The organism is Cypionkella sinensis (genome assembly GCF_042646385.1).
Classification (GTDB): Bacteria; Pseudomonadota; Alphaproteobacteria; order Rhodobacterales; family Rhodobacteraceae; genus Cypionkella; species Cypionkella sinensis.
On record NZ_JBHRTO010000001.1, the window covers coordinates 2,007,518 to 2,025,387 of the forward strand.

20 protein-coding genes and 1 pseudogene are annotated in these 17,870 nt (G+C 59.9%); 9 read left to right on the plus strand and 12 right to left on the minus strand.

What is annotated here, in order from left to right; genetic code table 11:
- The first annotated feature begins 10 nt into the window (after window positions 1–10).
- The 5 genes from ACFOGH_RS09975 to pheS all read left to right on the plus strand — a co-directional run bounded on the left by ACFOGH_RS09975 (window position 11) and on the right by pheS (window position 3,225).
- Window positions 11–235, plus strand: a complete 225-nt coding sequence (locus ACFOGH_RS09975) for a hypothetical protein (protein ID WP_380072921.1) — start codon at window positions 11–13, stop codon at window positions 233–235.
- A gap of 117 nt (window positions 236–352) precedes the next feature.
- A complete protein-coding gene (gene rpmI / locus ACFOGH_RS09980; RefSeq protein WP_284325642.1) occupies window positions 353–553 on the plus strand; it encodes a 50S ribosomal protein L35 in 201 nt (66 codons plus the stop codon).
- A gap of 12 nt (window positions 554–565) precedes the next feature.
- Window positions 566–931 carry a 50S ribosomal protein L20 gene (gene rplT / locus ACFOGH_RS09985; protein ID WP_380072922.1) on the plus strand — a complete coding sequence of 122 codons (366 nt, stop codon included), beginning with the start codon at window positions 566–568 and terminating at the stop codon, window positions 929–931.
- Between the two features lie 124 nt (window positions 932–1,055).
- A complete protein-coding gene (locus tag ACFOGH_RS09990; RefSeq protein WP_380072923.1) occupies window positions 1,056–2,072 on the plus strand; it encodes an acyltransferase family protein in 1,017 nt (338 codons plus the stop codon).
- 70 nt (window positions 2,073–2,142) lie between these two features.
- Complete coding sequence (gene pheS, locus ACFOGH_RS09995; protein ID WP_380072924.1) at window positions 2,143–3,225, plus strand: phenylalanine--tRNA ligase subunit alpha; 1,083 nt, start codon at window positions 2,143–2,145, stop codon at window positions 3,223–3,225.
- Between the two features lies 1 nt (window position 3,226).
- Here pheS and ACFOGH_RS10000 read toward each other — a convergent pair whose 3' ends face one another.
- Window positions 3,227–3,442, minus strand: a complete 216-nt coding sequence (locus ACFOGH_RS10000) for a hypothetical protein (protein ID WP_380072925.1) — start codon at window positions 3,440–3,442, stop codon at window positions 3,227–3,229.
- Window positions 3,443–3,535: 93 nt separating this feature from the next.
- Here ACFOGH_RS10000 and pheT point away from each other — a divergent pair, with 93 nt between their 5' ends.
- Window positions 3,536–5,944: a phenylalanine--tRNA ligase subunit beta gene (gene pheT / locus ACFOGH_RS10005; RefSeq protein WP_380072926.1), complete on the plus strand. Its 2,409-nt coding sequence runs from the start codon at window positions 3,536–3,538 to the stop codon at window positions 5,942–5,944.
- 39 nt (window positions 5,945–5,983) lie between these two features.
- Here the strand turns inward: pheT and ACFOGH_RS10010 are convergent, their stop codons facing one another.
- From ACFOGH_RS10010 to panB, 9 genes are all read right to left on the minus strand, one after another.
- Window positions 5,984–6,658 (minus strand): DUF1523 family protein, encoded by a 675-nt coding sequence (locus ACFOGH_RS10010; protein WP_380072927.1) that lies wholly within the window; start codon window positions 6,656–6,658, stop codon window positions 5,984–5,986.
- Between the two features lie 11 nt (window positions 6,659–6,669).
- A complete protein-coding gene (locus ACFOGH_RS10015; RefSeq protein ID WP_380072928.1) occupies window positions 6,670–6,936 on the minus strand; it encodes a hypothetical protein in 267 nt (88 codons plus the stop codon).
- Window positions 6,937–6,949: 13 nt separating this feature from the next.
- Complete coding sequence (locus ACFOGH_RS10020) at window positions 6,950–8,311, minus strand: DUF6638 family protein (protein ID WP_380072929.1); 1,362 nt, start codon at window positions 8,309–8,311, stop codon at window positions 6,950–6,952.
- The gene (locus ACFOGH_RS10025) at window positions 8,311–10,242 is read right to left on the minus strand and encodes an AAA family ATPase (RefSeq protein WP_380072930.1); all 1,932 of its coding nucleotides are present in this window, start codon (window positions 10,240–10,242) and stop codon (window positions 8,311–8,313) included. The genes ACFOGH_RS10020 and ACFOGH_RS10025 overlap by 1 nt, the downstream gene beginning before the upstream one ends.
- Window positions 10,243–10,283: 41 nt before the next feature.
- Complete coding sequence (locus ACFOGH_RS10030; protein WP_380072931.1) at window positions 10,284–11,420, minus strand: hypothetical protein; 1,137 nt, start codon at window positions 11,418–11,420, stop codon at window positions 10,284–10,286.
- The gene (locus tag ACFOGH_RS10035; protein WP_380072932.1) at window positions 11,413–11,664 is read right to left on the minus strand and encodes a hypothetical protein; all 252 of its coding nucleotides are present in this window, start codon (window positions 11,662–11,664) and stop codon (window positions 11,413–11,415) included. Before ACFOGH_RS10035 ends, ACFOGH_RS10030 begins: the two co-directional genes overlap by 8 nt.
- A 7-nt stretch (window positions 11,665–11,671) precedes the next feature.
- Window positions 11,672–12,742 carry a hypothetical protein gene (locus ACFOGH_RS10040; RefSeq protein WP_380072933.1) on the minus strand — a complete coding sequence of 357 codons (1,071 nt, stop codon included), beginning with the start codon at window positions 12,740–12,742 and terminating at the stop codon, window positions 11,672–11,674.
- Between the two features lie 168 nt (window positions 12,743–12,910).
- Window positions 12,911–13,750, minus strand: a complete 840-nt coding sequence (panC, locus tag ACFOGH_RS10045) for a pantoate--beta-alanine ligase (RefSeq protein ID WP_380072934.1) — start codon at window positions 13,748–13,750, stop codon at window positions 12,911–12,913.
- Window positions 13,747–14,580 (minus strand): 3-methyl-2-oxobutanoate hydroxymethyltransferase, encoded by an 834-nt coding sequence (panB, locus tag ACFOGH_RS10050; RefSeq protein WP_380072935.1) that lies wholly within the window; start codon window positions 14,578–14,580, stop codon window positions 13,747–13,749. The genes panC and panB overlap by 4 nt, the downstream gene beginning before the upstream one ends.
- Window positions 14,581–14,727: 147 nt before the next feature.
- On the opposite strand from panB, the gene ACFOGH_RS10055 reads away from it, so the two are divergent.
- A complete protein-coding gene (locus tag ACFOGH_RS10055) occupies window positions 14,728–15,069 on the plus strand; it encodes a cupin domain-containing protein (protein ID WP_380072936.1) in 342 nt (113 codons plus the stop codon).
- A 268-nt stretch (window positions 15,070–15,337) separates the two neighbouring features.
- Here the strand turns inward: ACFOGH_RS10055 and ACFOGH_RS10060 are convergent.
- A pseudogene (locus ACFOGH_RS10060) lies at window positions 15,338–16,057 on the minus strand (L,D-transpeptidase); the annotation flags it as partial.
- Between the two features lie 81 nt (window positions 16,058–16,138).
- Between ACFOGH_RS10060 and ACFOGH_RS10065 the strand changes: the two are divergent.
- Complete coding sequence (locus ACFOGH_RS10065; RefSeq protein WP_380072937.1) at window positions 16,139–16,288, plus strand: hypothetical protein; 150 nt, start codon at window positions 16,139–16,141, stop codon at window positions 16,286–16,288.
- 60 nt (window positions 16,289–16,348) lie between these two features.
- Entirely contained in the window at window positions 16,349–16,603 is a 255-nt protein-coding gene (locus ACFOGH_RS10070) for a GlsB/YeaQ/YmgE family stress response membrane protein (RefSeq protein WP_380072938.1), read from the plus strand.
- 50 nt (window positions 16,604–16,653) lie between these two features.
- Here the strand turns inward: ACFOGH_RS10070 and ACFOGH_RS10075 are convergent, their stop codons facing one another.
- Complete coding sequence (locus tag ACFOGH_RS10075) at window positions 16,654–17,859, minus strand: M24 family metallopeptidase (RefSeq protein WP_380072939.1); 1,206 nt, start codon at window positions 17,857–17,859, stop codon at window positions 16,654–16,656.
- Window positions 17,860–17,870: the final 11 nt, after the last annotated feature.

Consider the following 17,870-nt stretch of genomic DNA (forward strand, 5'->3'; position numbering starts at 1 on the left):
GTGATTTGGCATGAGCAACGACCAGATTCTTGTCATCGGTATCATTATCTGCGCGCTTTCCATTCCATCGCTGCTGGCGGCTTATTCTGAAAGCCGCCCGCCGCGCACCGGGGCCATCATGCTGCTGATCGGCGGCGTGCTGTTGACCATCGCCATCACCCAAAAAACCGGCGGCTACAAGTTTGATCAGATCCCGCATATCTTTGTGCAGGTCATCGCGGATGTGATCAGGTAATACGCGCCGATTGCCCCTTGCGGTCAGCGCAGCACCCCCCTATAGCAGCCACTCGAATACCCCGCGAGACCGGCCTACGTGGCATGCCGAGTCTCGCCTGCAACCACGGAGATGGAAATGCCCAAGATGAAGACCAAGTCGGCGGCGAAGAAGCGTTTCAGCTTCACGGCCTCCGGTCGGGTGAAAGCTGGCGTCGCCGGCAAACGCCACGGCATGATCAAACGCACGACGAAATTCATTCGTGACGCGTCCGGCACCATGTTGCTGAACCCGTCCGACGCGAAGATCGTCAAAAAATACATGCCCTACGACCGGTAAGGAGAGCAACCGATGTCCCGCGTTAAATCCGGCGTAGTGACCCACGCCCGTCACCGCAAGGTGATCAAGAAGGCGGCTGGCTATTATGCAGCCCGCTCGACCAACTTCAAAACCGCAACGCAAGCCGTTGACAAAGCGCAGCAATATGCAACGCGCGACCGTAAGACCCGCAAGCGCAACTTCCGCGCTTTGTGGATTCAGCGGATCAACGCTGCTGTGCGTCTGTTCGATCTGGAACTGACCTATTCGCGTTTCATCAACGGTCTGGCGAAAGCTGGCATCGAAGTGGACCGCAAAGTGCTGGCCGATCTGGCTGTGCATGAGCCCGAAGCGTTCAACGCAATCGCGGCACAAGCCAAGGCCGCTCTGGCAGCCTGATCTACGGCACACCGTATCAAAGGGCCCCGCTTTGGCGGGGCTTTTTTTATGTGCGCGGGAGGCGGCCCGTCGTAATTTTGACAGCTTGTTGCATATACCTCGCCAGGAAATTATCGGTGATGCAATGACGTTGGCAAACGACAGCCCAGACCAAGCCCGGCAGAACTGGATCACCGATTGCACCGGCGTCGCAATCGTTCTGGTGGTGATAGGCAACTGCCTGCACGGGCTGGTGAAATCCGGCCTGTTGCCCGCTGACGGCTGGTTTTACGTCGTCGATGGTGTGATCTACGCCTTCCACATGGCGATGCTGTTCATGCTGGGCGGGATGACGTTTATGTCCTGGGCGATGCCGATGCAGCCCGGCGCGTTTGTGCTGTCGCGGCTGACGCGGTTGTTCTGGCCGATGACGCTGTGGACATGGCTGTTCTTCGTGGTCAAAATCCTGATCGGCGCGCTGGCGAATGAACCCACCCCACTGTCCGAGTTTCCCCTGAACCCGCTGCCGCCGAAAGTGCATTACTGGGATCTGTGGACATTCTTTCTGATCCACCTCGCGACCTATTTCACGATGCGCCCGTTCTGGCTGCGCAATCCAAAGGCGCTTTGGCCGTGGCTGATCCTGCTGGCGATCACCTGCTATCTGTCCAAGGATATCCCGCTGTTTGGCCTTTATCCGGGCTGGTTCGCGCTGGCCTTCCACTTCAGCCCGTATTTTGTCGCGGGCATCCTGCTGGCGCGCAGGCCTTGGCCGCGCTTTGGCTGGCCGGGGATCGTGGTGGCCATCCTGATCTTTGTTCCATCCGTGCTGGCACCGCTGAAACCGCTGGACCATTACGATCTTTTTGAACATACGATCTATCTGGTTGTGGCCTTCACCGCCTCGGTTGCTTTGATCCATTTCATGCGCGAAATCAACCTGCAACGGCCAACCTTGCTGCGCAGCTTTGGTCTGGGGTGGCTGGCGATCTATGTGGCACACCCGATCTTTTCGCCCGCATTCCGCGTGGTGCTGACCAAACTCGGCATTACCAACATTAGCCTGCATGTCATCGGCGGCACCTTGATCGGCCTGTTCGCGCCATTGCTGATGCTGACGATTGCCAAGCGCCTGCGGATCACGCGACTGCTGGGGATATAGCCGCAGCCCCCACTTGCATCCGCCCCCCCTTCCCGCTAGCACGAAATCCGCAGGAATACCGGAGATTGCCATGGACGGGCTTGACGCATTGAAGGCCAAATATCTGACCGCCGTTGCCAATGTGGGCGACGAGGCGGGCTTAGAAGATTTGCGCGTCGCAGCCCTTGGCAAGAAGGGTGAGATTTCGGCGCTGATGTCGGGTCTTGGCAAGATGGAGCCCGATCAGCGCAAGGCAGCCGGTGCGATGCTGAACGTCTTGAAGGACGAGATTGACGCAGCCCTGCGCGCCAAGAAAGGCGCCTTGGGCGATGCCGCGTTGAACGAACGACTGCGCTCGGAATGGTTGGACGTGACCATGCCGGGGCGTCCGCGCCGGGTTGGCACAATTCATCCGGTGTCTCAGGTGATGGAAGAGTTGACCGCGATCTTCGCCGATATGGGCTTTGCCGTCGCCGAAGGCCCGCAGGTGGAATCCGATTGGTATAACTTCGATGCGCTGAACATCCCGCCAGAGCACCCGGCGCGGCAGGAGCATGACACGTTCTTCATGAACCGGGCCGAGGGCGACACTCGCCCGCCGCATGTGCTGCGCACCCACACCAGCCCCGTGCAGATCCGCGCCATGGCCGCCCAAGGCGCACCGATCCGCGTGATCGCGCCGGGCCGGGTTTACCGCATGGATATGGATCAAACCCACACCCCGATGTTCCATCAGGTTGAAGGTCTGGCGATTGACCGCGACATAAGCATGGCGAACCTGAAATGGACGCTGGAAGAATTCTGCCGCGCCTTCTTCGAGGTGCCCTCGGTAGAGTTGCGCTTCCGTGCCAGCCACTTCCCCTTCACCGAACCTTCGGCCGAGGTCGATATCCGCTGTTCGTGGGAAGGCGGCCAGTTGAAGATCGGCCAAGGCGACAAATGGATGGAAATCCTGGGCTCCGGCATGGTGCATCCCAAGGTGCTGACGGCGGCGGGCGTGAACCCGGACGAATGGCAGGGCTTTGCCTTTGGCATGGGCATCGACCGGATTGCGATGCTGAAATACGGCATTCCCGACCTGCGCGCGTTCTTCGAGAGCGATCTGCGCTGGCTGCGCCACTACGGCTTTGCAGCAATGGACATGCCGGATCTGGCAGGCGGCTTGAGCGCCTGATCTAAAACGTGGGCGCAGTCAGCGCCTGCGTTACCAAGCCGAACTCGTGCGCGATCATCATGTAAAGCAGCACAGTCAGCGCCAGCAGCACGCACAGCTTGCCGACACTTAGCCGTTTGCGGTCTTTGGGGATTTCAAACATCGGGTCCATCATCACGCCCGTATAGCCGATATTTGCCTTGAGAATATGGCAACGCGACACTTGATCTGGCGACAAGCCGTTTCCACAGGGGAAACTTCCGCGCGCCCGCTTCCCCTTTGCCCCCCGATGCGCTAATCCCGCAGGCGACAATTCCCGAAGGGCCAAGCCATGAAATTCACCCTGTCCTGGTTGAAAGATCATCTCGAAACCACGTCCTCGCTGGACGACATCCTCTACGCGCTGACCGATCTGGGGCTAGAGGTCGAAGAGGTGGTGAATCCGCTGGCCAAACTCGCGCCCTTCACGCTGGCCAAGGTCATCCACGCCGAAAAGCACCCCGACGCCGACAAGCTGCGGGTGTGCCGCGTGCTGACGGATGAGGGGGAAAAGCAGATTGTTTGTGGCGCGCCCAATGCCCGCGAAGGCATCACCGTGGTGCTGTGCAAACCGGGTGATTATGTGCCCGGCATCGACGTGACACTGGGCGTTGGCAAAATCCGCGGCGTGGAAAGCCACGGCATGATGGCATCCGAGCGCGAGTTAGAGCTTTCGGATGAGCATAACGGCATCATCGAATTGCCCTCGGGTGAGGTGGGCCAGAAATTCACCGACTGGCTGGCAGTGAACCGCCCCGGTCTGGCCGATCCGATGATCAACGTCAAAGTCACTCCGAACCGCCCCGATGCTTTGGGTGTGCGCGGCATTGCGCGCGATCTGGCGGCACGCGGCCTTGGCACGCTCAAGCCTTTGGCAATCCCGACGATCACGGGCGGATTCGCGAGCCCTGTGCAGGTCGAAATCTCGGCGGACCTCAAGGCCAAGGGCTGCCCGCATTTCGCTGGCCGCACCATTCGCGGGGTGAAGAACGGGCCGTCGCCAGAATGGCTGGCCAACCGCCTGAAAGCCATCGGGCTGCGGCCGATCACCGCGCTTGTCGACATCACCAACTACTTCACCTTCGGCCTGAACCGCCCGCTGCATGTGTTCGACGCCGCCAAGGTGCAGGGCAAACTGCGCATCCATGCCGCCACCGGGGGCGAGCAGTTTGCCGCACTGGATGGCAAGACCTACACCTTGCGCGCAGGCCAGATGGCGATTTCGGATGACCAAGGCGTCGAAAGCCTTGCCGGGATCATGGGCGGCGAGGCTTCGGGCTGCACGCCGGAAACCACCGATGTGTTTCTGGAATCGGCATGGTGGGATCCGATCACCGTGGCGGCAACGGGCCGTGCGCTAAAGATCAACTCGGACGCCCGCTATCGCTTCGAGCGCGGCGTTGATCCGGCTTTCACGCTGCCGGGGTTGAATCTTGCCACCCAGATGATCCTTGATCTCTGCGGCGGCGAGGCATCCAAAATTGCCGAGGATGGCGCACCCATCGACACCACCCGCGCCTATCAGTTGAAGCCCGCGCGGGTGATCAGCCTTGTCGGCATGGAAATCCCCGAAGCCGAGCAGCGCAAAACCTTGGAAGCCTTGGGTTTCGTGCTGAACGGCGACATGGCGACGCCGCCGTCGTGGCGGCCCGACGTGCTGGGCGAGGCCGATCTGATCGAGGAAGTCGCGCGCATCGCATCGCTGACCAAACTGCAAGGCAAGCCGCTGCCGCGCACCGTCTCGGGCGTGCCGCGCCCGATCCTGACGCCGTTGCAGGTCCGCGAACGCACGGCGCGGCGCAGCATCGCGGCGCTTGGCTATAATGAATGTGTCACCTACAGCTTCATCGACCAAGCGGCAGCGGTGCTGTTTGGCGGTGGCAGCGATGCCGTGCGGGTCGATAACCCGATCTCGTCGGAAATGTCGCATCTGCGCCCCGATCTGCTGCCGGGCCTATTGCGCGCCGCCGCCCGCAATCAGGCGCGCGGTTTCGCAGATATGGCCTTGTTCGAGGTCGGCCCCGCATTTCAGGGTGGTGAGCCCGGCGAGCAGCACCTGCAAGCCGCAGGGCTTCTGGTGGGTGCCAGCGCCCCGCGCGACCCCTACGGCAGCCGCCGCCCGGTCGATGTGTTCGACGCCAAGGCCGATGTCGAGGCGGTTCTGGCCAGCATCGGTGCCCCTGCCCGCGTGCAGATCAACCGCAAGGCGGCGGGCTGGTGGCATCCCGGTCGTTCCGGCGTGATCGGTCTGGGCCCGAACATGATGGCCACCTTTGGCGAGGTCCACCCCAAGGTTCTGGCGGAAATGGGCGTCAAAGGTCCGGCGGTGGCGTTCACCATCCTTTTGGCCAATGTGCCGATGCCCAAGGTGAAAACCCCGACCAAACCAGCGCTGGCGCTGTCGGATCTGCAAGCGGTAGACCGCGATTTCGCCTTCGTGGTGGACAAGGGTGTTGAGGCTTTGACCGCCGTGAACGCAGCCATCGGGGCCGACAAAGTGCTGATCGACTCGGTGCGGGTGTTTGACCAGTTCACCGGCGAGAAAGCCGAGGCGCAAATGGGCGCGGGCAAGAAATCCATCGCCCTGACGGTGCGCCTGCAGCCCACCGACAAGACCCTGACCGAGGCCGATATCGAGGCCGTCTCGGCCAAGATCATCGACAAGGTCAGCAAAGCCACCGGCGGAACGCTGCGCGGCTAAGGTATCAGGCGGGGGCGGTTGCGCCGCCCCCAGCCGCCATTACGGCTTTTTGCGCCAAGTGCCAAACCAGGCACCGATGCGCCCAAAAAAGCCGCCTGCCCGCGCCCGCGCGGCCCCAGCCTGCGCCTCGACACCATCCCAGGTTTCGCCCACTTCCGCGACGGCGGGTTCAACCATCCGCTCCCAGAATTGCAGCCACATCCGGCGCAGCATGAACACCCCGAACGCCAGCGCCAACAGCACGATGATGTTGACGTAAGGAATGATGCGCACATCCGGCCCGGCGACTTCCTTCACCGAAACTGCGTTGGGATAGATTGACAGCCACGCCAGCCGCCAACCGTAATGCGTCACCGACACCCATTTCGGCGCGGTTTGCGAGGATTTCAGATTGCCCGCCTCGGCTTGCAGGTTGGAACTGTCGTATTTGAAATAGGGCGGCCAAATCCAGCCGGTATCCTCATTGCGGTAAACGATCACCGAGCCATCCTCAAACGCCGCCTCGATAAAGCGAATATCGCGCGTTACCGTGCTTTCGCCAGTGCCAACATCGGGCGAAGCATAGGCCCAGGAATTTTCAGACCCCACCGTGGTCAAACGGTTATAAGTGTTCGTAATCCTGACAATATCATGCTGCGGCAACGTATAATGCAGAAAGCCCGCCACCAGCAGCAGGATCAGAATCCGGAAGCTCCACTTCACATAGGTCCACATTCTGCTCGCTCCTACTGATAGTTAACAAAGTATACGGTCGCGCTGACGCCCACGGCTGGAATGATGTAAACCAGCCAGATCAAGCGCCGACGCAGGCTTTTGTTATAGGCCTGCATCCCTGCCTCGATATAGGCCTCACGGTCGCCTTCGATACCCCCCGCATCGAATTTCTTTTCCAGTTTCTCGCGCCGCACGGACCGGGAATACACCGAGACCAGCCAGTAAACCACGGATAACAGGACGAATCCCAAGACAGCCGCGCGCAAGATACCGATCATTGCAGCCCCCCGCTCATCGCAGCCCCCTAGTTACCGCGCCCCACGGGCCGACCACCGCAGCCATATCGCGCGCGGGCTTCGGCGCGGGTTGATGGCGGTTGTCCATCGAAGGTTCTGGCCCGAACAACGCCTCACGCGCGCCCTGCGCATCCACCTTATACTCGCGCTCCAGAAAATCTGCGACATACTGGCGTTTGCGCTCCGACCATGTCGCATATTGCGCGTAAAACAGTTCTTTATGCACGATGAACATCTGCCGCACATCCATCGGCGCCAGTTCAGACAACAGCATGTTGACCAGATCGCGCTGCGGTCCCGCCGCCGCGCGCAGGGTGTAGAAATAGGCCCGGTGTTCCGACGTGATCCGCGGCCAATCCCCCGCGCCCTCAACCCAGCGCAACAACTGGGCAAGGCCCAAAAACTCCTCGGGCAAGGCATCGCCCAAGCGGTAAGCGACCTTGCGCAGCTCGGTGCGCCGCGCATCGCCAATGTCCAGGTTAAGGGCATCGGCGGCATCAACCAGCACGAAATCCATCTTCTGCCGCAGTACCCCTGCCGCATCCATCCCGCGCGCCTGCACGATCGGTTCGACCAGACCGTTGCGTTCCAGCCATTCGGCAATCGCATTGCGCTGCGTCAGGTCAAGCACCGGCGAAATCGGCATCTGGCCAAGATTTTGCCGGGGCGCCGCGCTGATCACACCCGGAAATCTGACATCGCGAAACACATAAAGTCCGCCAAAATGGCTGGTCCAGAAGCTGGGTTGTTGAAACGTCATCGCAGGCAGATTGATCGGCACCCGCGTCACATCGCCGGTTTTCTTGGCCAGTTCGATCATCTCTGCCATCAGCACATCATCGCGCCACCCATCAGGTTCCTGGCGAAAACGGTCAATCAGCTTGGCAAGTTTGTTGGCATCAGCGACATGACCGCCAATCGTATCAGCCTCAACCGTTATCTGGCGGATTTCCAGCAGTTTCGCCGGATTTGCAATCTCATAAACCGAGTTCTGCAATTCCCCCGCAACAGCATCCCGCGCGGTCAGGGCAAAAAGCTGTGCCTCATTCGCCTCGATAAACTGCTGCAAAATCCCGCGCGAGGTCGAGAATTTCATGTTCAGCAGCGGCGCGGTTTTCTGGCTGGTTGTCAGCAGAATGAATTGGCGGTTACAGCCATTGGGATTGAGATAAAGATCATCGCCCAATTCATCACCGATCTCAGGCGAATACCCCGAAATGTCGATGTGAAAATCCTGCAGCGCGGTTTGCTTTCCCGTCAGATGTTTCAGCGCACGGTTATAACGCTCGACCAGTTGCGGCGAGGATACCTCGATCAGATTGCCAAACATCAAGCCCTTTTCGATCAGGCGGCGCATTAGGCCTTACCCTCCAGATAGCGCCGCTTGGCCTCTTCCTGCCGCTTGAAATCACGCACCATGCCTTCAATCGCGACTTCATCGGATTTATCGGCATAGCGGAATTCGCTGTCGGCGTAGCGGTTGATTTCCTGAATGACCATGTCAACGGTGATCGGCTGCGTCAGGCCCTTAATCATCGCCAGTTTTTCATCATAGGGCTTGAACAGGAACAGATCGGGATTCTCCATCCATTCATCGGGCAATTCAAAATCCATCGCCCGCACCTTGACCGCATCGGTGATGTTCTTGATCGCCCGCCCGGTAAAGCGTTCATCCGCCTGCTGAATCGCCTTCAGGTAGCTGCCCAGTTTCGCCAATGTATCTAAGGGCCCCAACTCGCCCTGCACCTTTTCCCACACCTTAAGCAGCCCATCTTCATGCGGCTTGGCATGACCTTCAAAACTCGCCGATACCGCCCGTTTGATTTCCTGCGCTGCAAACAGATCATGGCCGCCAACCGGAATACTGTGGTTTTTACCCAACAACAGCGACAGAATATCGATATAATCCTCGCGGCTTTGCGGGCCATCCACCAGAAACCGCGCACCAGCCCGTTGCCGCAAAGCATCGTCGACGTTCTCGGGGTAATTCGAGAACATGCCAAAGGTGCAATTCCCGCGCACCACGGTATTCGCCCCGGCAAAAGCGCCCATGAACACCGCCGTGACTTCCTGCTGCCCCGCCGAAGATTGCCGATCGCCGCGTTTCCCGGCCACCTGATCAATATCGTCAATGGTGCCAAAGCCGATCCCACCGGGATCAAGCACGTTGTCGATAAAAGCCTTGGCATTCTGCCCCGATTTGCCCTGATAGGAATCAATCTGGTCAATCGAGAAATTCTGATAGCGAAACGGATAGCCTGCCACTTTGCAGTAATCGTTCAACAGCCCCGCCATCATCTGAATCAGCGTGGTTTTACCTGTGCCCGGTTTACCGTCACCCATGAAGGTGAAGATAAAACCGCCCAATTCGGCAAAGGGATTAAGCTTGCGCTCAAAGTCATAAGCCATCAGCATTTTAGCTAGGCGCAGGCTTTGATATTTGGCGATATGGTTGCCAATCACCTCGGAGGGCTTCTTGAATTGCATCGCCAAAGCGCCACCCTTGGACGCCCGCGCAGGTTTGAAGCCTGAAATCGCCAAGCCATCCGCCTCGACCCGCCACGAACCGCCGGTAAAGGCTTGCAGGCGCGGGGCGGTTTCGGCGCGCAGGGCGACGCGCTGCATCAGCGCCTCGCAAAACGCCGAAATCACCGCGACCAGCCGCGCCCCATCGCTCGCCAGCAGCGCGATGTCCTGATCCAACTCCCACAGCGCGCCTTGCAGAGCCAGCGGGGCGTTGTCGGTCAGGATTTCCTCGACAGCGCCCACTTCAACGGTGACAGACCCCATGGACGGAGCGATCAGAAAAGCGGTGGCATTGGCAAAAGTGTAAAGCGTCAGCAACGCCTCGGCCGCCAGCAGTTCGGTGAATTCCGCCCGCTTGCCCTCGGGCAGCCGCCCCTCCAGATTGGCCTTTTTCAACTCTGCCAGACCAGATTGCGCCGCAAAGGTTTCCGCCATCGCCAAGGCAATCGCCAGCCCCCGCCGCAAGCTGTTCAGGGCCGAGGCCTGCAGCGGCGAGACAAGACCGTCGCCCAAACCTTCAACCCGTTCGACCACACGCACCCCGCCGGGCCGCGCGGTGGGCCGCGTGACCATGCCGGGCGTCGTTGAGCGGAACATCGGCCTTGTGCCGATCCCCGGCGAACGCTCTGCCTTCGCCTCGACCGCCGCAGCTTTGGCCAGACGTGGCGCGTGATCAAACCCCGTCAGCATCGCCAGCGCGGCATCATACTGAGCCCGGATCGACTCTTCCCGCAGTTCCATCGTATCGCGCGCGCCTGACATGCAGCCTCCAATCCCTTTTCAATCAACCACTTACACAAGCGTCAGCGGGCGGCGATAATCCTATCCCCCGCCCCCACCACAAATTTTCGCACCTCGCGGAAACCCGGCGGGTTCAGATCGGCCAACACCTGATACGGCCGCTCGGGCAAGATCACCATGCGGTCGATCCGCGTAGCGCCGCTGTCGCTGGCAATCGGATCCAGCTTGAACACCTGCCGTTCAGCGCTGGAGAACCAGCCATCCTTGACCTCTTCCTCGCGATCCGAGACCAGATCTTCCACCGTCCAGACCAGCGCCCAATCATCGCCATCGGGCGCATTGGCATCGGCCAAGACCTGCGCAATCGGGCCGGATTGCAGGGTGAAATCATGGCTGTGCATCGGCCCCAGCGTGATCCGCCGCAGGCGCTTGGGGTGTAAGCCGCTGAAATCCTTGTCAAACCCCTGCGCAATCGTCAGCAGTTTCAGCACCAGCGCCGATTGCGCCATCAGATGCGCCTGCGCCATCGGCCAACGGCGATCATCATTCGGCAACGGCTTTTTGCCGCTGTCCTCGACATCCATCAGATAGACCACCGGCAGATTGACCTGCGTGTCATAGATCGCCCAATGCAGCAGGAAATGCTTCCGCTCGGCCCCATCGCGGCGAACATCCTCGATCCACTGACAATCAGGGTCGTTGCGCGGCCAGAACACGCCGCCCTCGGCCAGCGTTTCGTAGTAAAGCCGTTGGCTTAGCGCAAACTGCAACTGAACCGGCACACTCAGATCGCGCACGATCTGCCGCACCATGCGGTCTTTCAACTCGGCCTCTGATGCCATGCCGCCCAAGTGTTTTTGCACCTGCGCAGCATCCAGCGCCATCATCATCAGCTCTTGCGCCACCGGAAACCCCGAGTCGTGGCGATCAAAGGTCAGCCGGGGCGAGCCTTCGGCGCGCCCGGTCATCAGATATTTGTAGTTCAGCGCCTTGAACGTGCCCGTCAGTGCCGCAAGATAGCGGCCCAAAACCCGCGCTTCGGTGCGGGTCAGGCGTCCCTCAGCCTCAACCTCGCCCGCAACGCGGACAAGGTGGCGAGTGATCCGCTCAAACTTGGCGAAATAGCGCCGCGCGGTGAGCGTGTCGTAGAGTTCCTGATGGTCGTCAGTGAGTTGCTGTTTGACAGACGTTTCAACCACGCGGCCACCCCCATTTTTTGCGCAAGGGCACTAGGATAAGCGCGAGAACAGGGCCAGAGATAATTAAAGCGAGGCTAAGATTGTCGAATTCCAGCCGATTGCGATCAAACAAAAGCGCCAAAAGGAGCACACCGGGGTAGATCAGAGCAGCGACTGCCCAGGCCCAATACTTGTCGGGGCGTCCGATCTGGACGCTGATCAAGCTATCAATGCTATGCAGAACCATGCGGAGAAAGGTTTTCACCGCAGCCTCATTCCCCATACGCGTTCTTGTCGTGCTTCTCGACGATCTTGGCAAACCGCCGCGCAAAGCGTTCATCGGCCATGGCTTTCTGCTCCAACACCTGACGCGCGAAAACCATGTGGCTCTCGTGGGCTTCCAGCATGTCGGCCATTTTCTGATTGGTTGCAGCGCCAATCGCGGCCATCGCCACCTGCGCCTCTTGGTCGGTTTTCACGCCGATTTCGTTGATACGGTGGGCAACGTCCTGCTGCTGCGCGGTCTTCAGGCTGGCGGTCAGCGCATCGTAAAGCACCACGCGCTGCTTGGTGTCCGTTTGCAGTTTGTTGATCAAAACCAACTGTGTGGCGGCCTGATTGGTTAAGCTATCGACCCAAGTTTTCCCTTTTTCGATATACCGCTCCAGCGTCTGGCTTTTCGCCAGTTGCACCTGTTCATCCTGCACCAGCGCATTGTAGCGCCCGTTCAGGGTGGCGAGTTCGGTTTCCAGCTTGGTGCGGGCTGCGGCATCCTGTTCAACGCTGATCTTGTTTTCCAGCTCGATGATCTTCGGGTCCATCGCGGCCACTTCCGCGCGCACAGCTTCCAGTGCCGCCACAGTCGCCTCACGCTCGGTCAACGTGCTGCCAAGGTTGGTTTCCACTGTAGCTTTCTGCGCGTTCAGCATATCCAACTGGCCTTGCAGCAGCCGCACGATGATGTCGGATTTCGAGATCAGATCCTGCAACTTGCTGTCGATTGACGCCGTGCGCATCCTCTCTTGCCGCATCGATTCCGACTTGGCCGCCGAAAACATCCCGATGAAACTTTCCATCCCGGTTTTCGAGCGCATCTCGTCGAAATCCTTCGAGAAGCCCGCCGTCACATCATCCAGCCCCATGATCAGTTCGGCGATGTTGGCGTTCATCAGATCAGTGTGCTTGTGCACATCTTCCAGCGAGGCGTTCTCGATATCAACGGCGGTGCCAGCGTCCAGCTTGGTGCGCGCTTCTTCGATCCGCCCGGTGATCGCGGAAATCTTCGCCTGTGCTGCCGCGACTTGCGCCTGGCTTTCCTTGATCTGCGTTTCGAAATCGGCCATCGAACCCTCCGTTATGAACATCGCCATGATATAGGCATGTTAAAGCAAGTTACATCACTTCGGTCGGGAAAATTCGCACCCATAAGGCCCCAGACCGACTCTGCCAACCTTGCCGCAGTCGGGTCCTATCGCCAAGGGGTTTCGGGTAGCATCGCGCGGCAGAAGCCGTCAGACCGGGATATTGTCGATCAGCCGCACGCCATCCAGCCAAGCCGCTGCCAGCATCCGGCGCGGGCGGCGCGGATCGTCCGAGGGCATCAGCGTCTCGGCATCGCGCAACTCGATGTATTCCACCCGCTCAAACCCTGCCGCACGCAGTTTTTCGGCAGCCTCTCGGATTGCCATGCGGTCAGATTGCCCTGCGCGGATTTCATCTGCCGCCACCGTCACGGCGGCATAAAGCACCCCGGCCACCGCCCGCCCTTCCGCGGTCAAACGGACATTGCGCGACGACATCGCAAGACCATCCGCCTCACGGATCGTCTCACATCCCACAACGGTCACAGGCAAGTTCAGATCGCGCACCAACCGCAGCACCACCTGCAACTGCTGCCAATCCTTCTGGCCGAAATAGCCGCGATTGGCCTCTGTCATGCCGAACAGCTTGGTCACAACCGTCGCCACGCCGTCAAAATGCCCCGGCCGCATCCGGCCCTCCAGCGGCTCTGACACCCCGCCAACCGAGACGGTGGTGATGAATCCATCGGGATAAACCTCGTCCACCCCCGGCGCGAACACCACATCCACCGGAACGCCCGACAACAGCGCCGCATCCGCCTCAAGCGTGCGGGGATATTTCTTCAGATCATCCGGGTTATTGAACTGCTTGGGGTTGACGAAAATCGTTGTGATCACCCGCTCACATTCCGCCCGCGCCCGCCGCGCCAGCGACAGATGGCCTTCATGCAGCGCGCCCATCGTGGGCACCACGCCCACGCTTTCGCCAGCAGCTTTCCACCCACGCACCAGCGCGCGCAGCTCTGCAATGGTCTGAATGATCTGCGTCAAGACTGCTTGCCCTTCAGCACATCGGCGAAGGAATGTTCCTCGGTCGGAAATTGCCGCCCCCGCACCTCGGCCGCATATTCCGCAATCGCTTCAGACGCGAGTCCGCCCAGATTGGCATAGCGTTTGACGAATTTCGGGCGGAATTCGGTGAAGAACCCCAGCATGTCATCCACAACCAGCACCTGCCCGTCGCAAGCCGCACCGGCACCGATGCCAATCGTCGGGATGCTCAGGCGTTGCGTGATCCGCGCCGCCAGCCCCATCGGCACCTTCTCCAACACGACCGAGAATGCGCCCGCGGCCTCAACCGCCAAAGCATCCTGCATCACCTGATCAGCCTCGGCTTCGCGGCCCACCACCTTATAGCCGCCCAGAGTGTTCACCGCTTGCGGCGTAAGGCCAATATGCGCCTGCACCGGCACCCCGCGCTTGGTCAAAAACGCAATGGTTTCCGCCATATGCGCGCCGCCCTCCAGCTTGACACAGGGCGCGCCAGTCTCTGCAATCAGGCGTGCTGCGTTGTGATAGGCCTGCTGCGGGCTTTCCTCATAACTGCCAAACGGCATGTCGATCACCGCCATCGCCTTTTGCAGCCCGCGCACCACCGCACGGCCATGCAAAATCATCATCTCCATGGTCACGCCAATCGTGCTGGGCATGCCGTGCAGCACCATGCCCACCGAATCGCCCACCAGCGCCATGTCGCAATGCTCATCCACCAGCCGCGCGACCGGGGTAGTGTAGGCCGTCAACACGACCAGCGGTGCTTGGCCTTTGCGGGCGCGAATATCAGGTGGCAGCACTGCGCGAACAGGGGACGTTGCACTCATCTGATCGGCTCCGCGTTAGTTGTGCCAAACATATGGGCACAAGCCAGCGGGGACAGCAAGATTATTACGCTGCATTGCAGCGGCAAACCCGCTTGACGCCGCGCTGATCTGCGGGCGCTATGGCCGCGAAACAAAGCAGAGGCAGCCATGTCGCAGATCGAACGCGTCACCCGCGAGGGCATCCAGCCCGAAATCACCCGCCCCGACCCTTCCCGCGTGCGGGCGGGCGATCCGGTTCACACCACTTGGAACATCGAAGAGCGCGATGGCCTGTATTGCGGCTTGTGGCAGTCCACACCCGGCATTTGGACGGTCAGCTACAGCGAATGGGAATACGTCTATATCCACGCCGGCCACTCGGTATTGACCGATGCCGATGGCACCCAGACCACCCTGAAAGCGGGCGACAGCTTTATCATCCGCCCCGGCTATTCCGGCACCTGGCAAGTGGTTGAAACCACGCTGAAAGACTATGTGATCAAGGCCTGAGGGATCAAAGCCCAAAGCAAAAAGGCCCCGCAAATCGCGGGGCCTTTTCTATAGAATTACAGCGCCCTTAGCCGTTGCTCGGCGCGCCATCTGCCGATGCCAGTTCCGGCAAGGGCGGGCAATCAGCCTCGTCGATCCCTTTGCGCTTGCAAGCCGACAGCCGCTTTTTCTCTGCCTTCGCGGCGTTCTTCGCATCAAGCTCGGCCTGCTTCGCAGCAGCCTCGGCGGCAGCAGCCTCTTGCTCGGCCATCATCTGCTCGTCCTGCGGCTTTTTCGCAATGTTCTCTGGCGTTTCCGGAACCGCACGGCCCCAGGCATCGTCCATATACGGGCCTTCGATCGCCAGACTTTCCTCCAGCGAACGCACCTTGACCCGGGTGCCGATGTCGATGCGGTCGTAAAGATCAATCGCATCCTGGTTGAACAGACGAATGCAGCCAGCCGAGGTCGCATGACCGATGGTTTCGTTCTGGATGGTGCCGTGAATACGGAACATCGAGTCACGACCACCGCGATAGAGATACATTGCCCGCGCACCCAGCGGATTATCCAAGCCACCAGCACGGCCGCCTGCATATTCTGCGTAAAGATCAGGCCGCGTGCGGATCATATTGGCCGTCGGCTGCCAGGAAGGCCATTTCGCCTTGCGCCCGATCACGCCATTGCCGCGGAACGACAAGCCTTCGCGACCAACAGCGATGGCATAGCGCATCGCGCGGCCATTTTCCTGCACCAGATACAGCTTGCGGGCGAAGGTATCGACCACGATGGTCCCCGGCGCGTCATCGGCGGTATAGTCCACCTCGGCCCGTGCCCGATCTGCCGTCAAAAGTTCTGCATCGACGGGTTGAATGTAAAAGCCTTCGTCCTCGACCCCTTCATAACCCGGCACGACAGTGGGCGTCACGGATTTCGGCGTCGGCGTGCCGCATGCGGCAAGAAGGCTAAGCGACAATGCGCCAAGCAGGCGGTAAATGGAGTTGTTCACGGGGCAGCGACTCGGATGTGAGGAATATTGTGCTTGCACCTAGAACCTGCGGGGTGGGTTCCGTCAAGCCCCGTGAATTGCATGAAAATCGAAAACACCCGGAATCTGCCCAGCGTGCATGATTCGTTGCATATCAAAGCGCCCATCGCCGCCAACGCGTTGGATTTCGCCGCAAAACGCACTGTGCCGACCCCGAAAAAAATATGCACCGAGTCGGGAACGTTTTTGTGAACGTCGCATTATCCTCTGACAACCACCGCGCGTCGCGGTGCAATAACGAGGGAAAGTGTCATGGGAATTGAAAGCTTGTTGATCTTCTTGCTGATCGGCGCAATCGCTGGCTGGCTGGCAGGACAGATCGTTTCTGGCTACGGCTTTGGCCTTCTGGGCAACATCGTGATCGGGATCGTGGGCGCATTCATTGCGGGCCTGCTGTTCCCGCGCATCGGCTTTGTGCTGGATGGCGGCATCTTGGCGTCGATCGTGCACGCCACAATCGGTGCGGTGATTCTGCTGTTCTTGATCAAATTGGTCAAACGCGCCTGACATTGGCGCAGAGGTAAGGAAGGCCGGGGCATGTCCCCGGCCTTTTGGTTTTATCCCACCACGTTAAAGCCCGGACCGTAAGGATACTTGGTGATATCCTCATTGCCATCCTCGGTGATGAACAGGATGTCATGCTCGCGGTAGCCGCCCGCGCCTGGCTGCCCCTCGGGGATCGTCAGCATCGGCTCCATGCTGATCACCATGCCCGGCTCCAACACCGTGTCGATATCCTCGCGCAACTCCAACCCCGCCTCGCGGCCATAATAATGGCTGAGAACACCAAACGAATGGCCGTAGCCAAAGGTGCGGTATTGCAGCACCTGGTGTTCCTCAAAGAACGTGTTCAGCTTGGCCGTCACCTCGGCACAAGACACCCCCGGCTTCAGCAAGCTGATACCGTATTCATGCGCGGCGACGTTGATTTCCCACATCCGCAAGCTGGCCGGATCGACCTCTTTGACGAACATCGTGCGTTCCAGCGCGGTGTAATAGCCTGAAATCATCGGGAAGGTGTTCAGGCTCAGGATATCGCCCCGCTTCAATTTGCGGCTGGTGACAGGGTTATGCGCGCCATCGGTGTTGATGCCCGATTGAAACCACACCCAAGTGTCGCGGTATTCCGCATCCGGGAAGCGCTTGGCAATCTCCAACTCCATCGCATCGCGCCCCGCCATCGCAATATCAAGCTCGCGCGCGCCTTCGCGCGCGGCCTCACGAATGGCAAAGCCGCCGACATCGGCAACACCAGCGCCGTGGCGGATCAAATCCAACTCGGCCTGCGATTTCATCATCCGCTGCTCCATCGTCCCGCGCGAGATATCCACACCGCGCTTGGGTTTCAGGAAATGGTTCAGCTTCTCCGATTGCAGCAAGGTCAGATGGTCAGCTTCGCAGCCAATCACCCGGCCCTCACCCGTCACCGACAGAATCGCCCGCCAGTAATTGTCACGCTGCCAATCGGTGTAGGTGATGTTATCGCCATGCCCACGCCGCCACGGCTGGCCCGCGTCGATCCCAGCCGAAATGGTGATGCTTTGGCTGGGCGTTACGACCAACCCGTAGGGCCGACCAAACGAGCAATACAGAAACCCCGAATAATAGGCGATGTTGTGCATCGAGGTGAACACGCAGGCTTCCACCCCATGCACCTCCATCAGATCGCGCAGGCCCGCAAGCCGCGCGTCATATTCCTCGGGCGCAAACGGCAAAATCCGCTCACCTTGGTGGAAACGATATTGTTCTGGACGTGTCGTCATCATCAGACCTC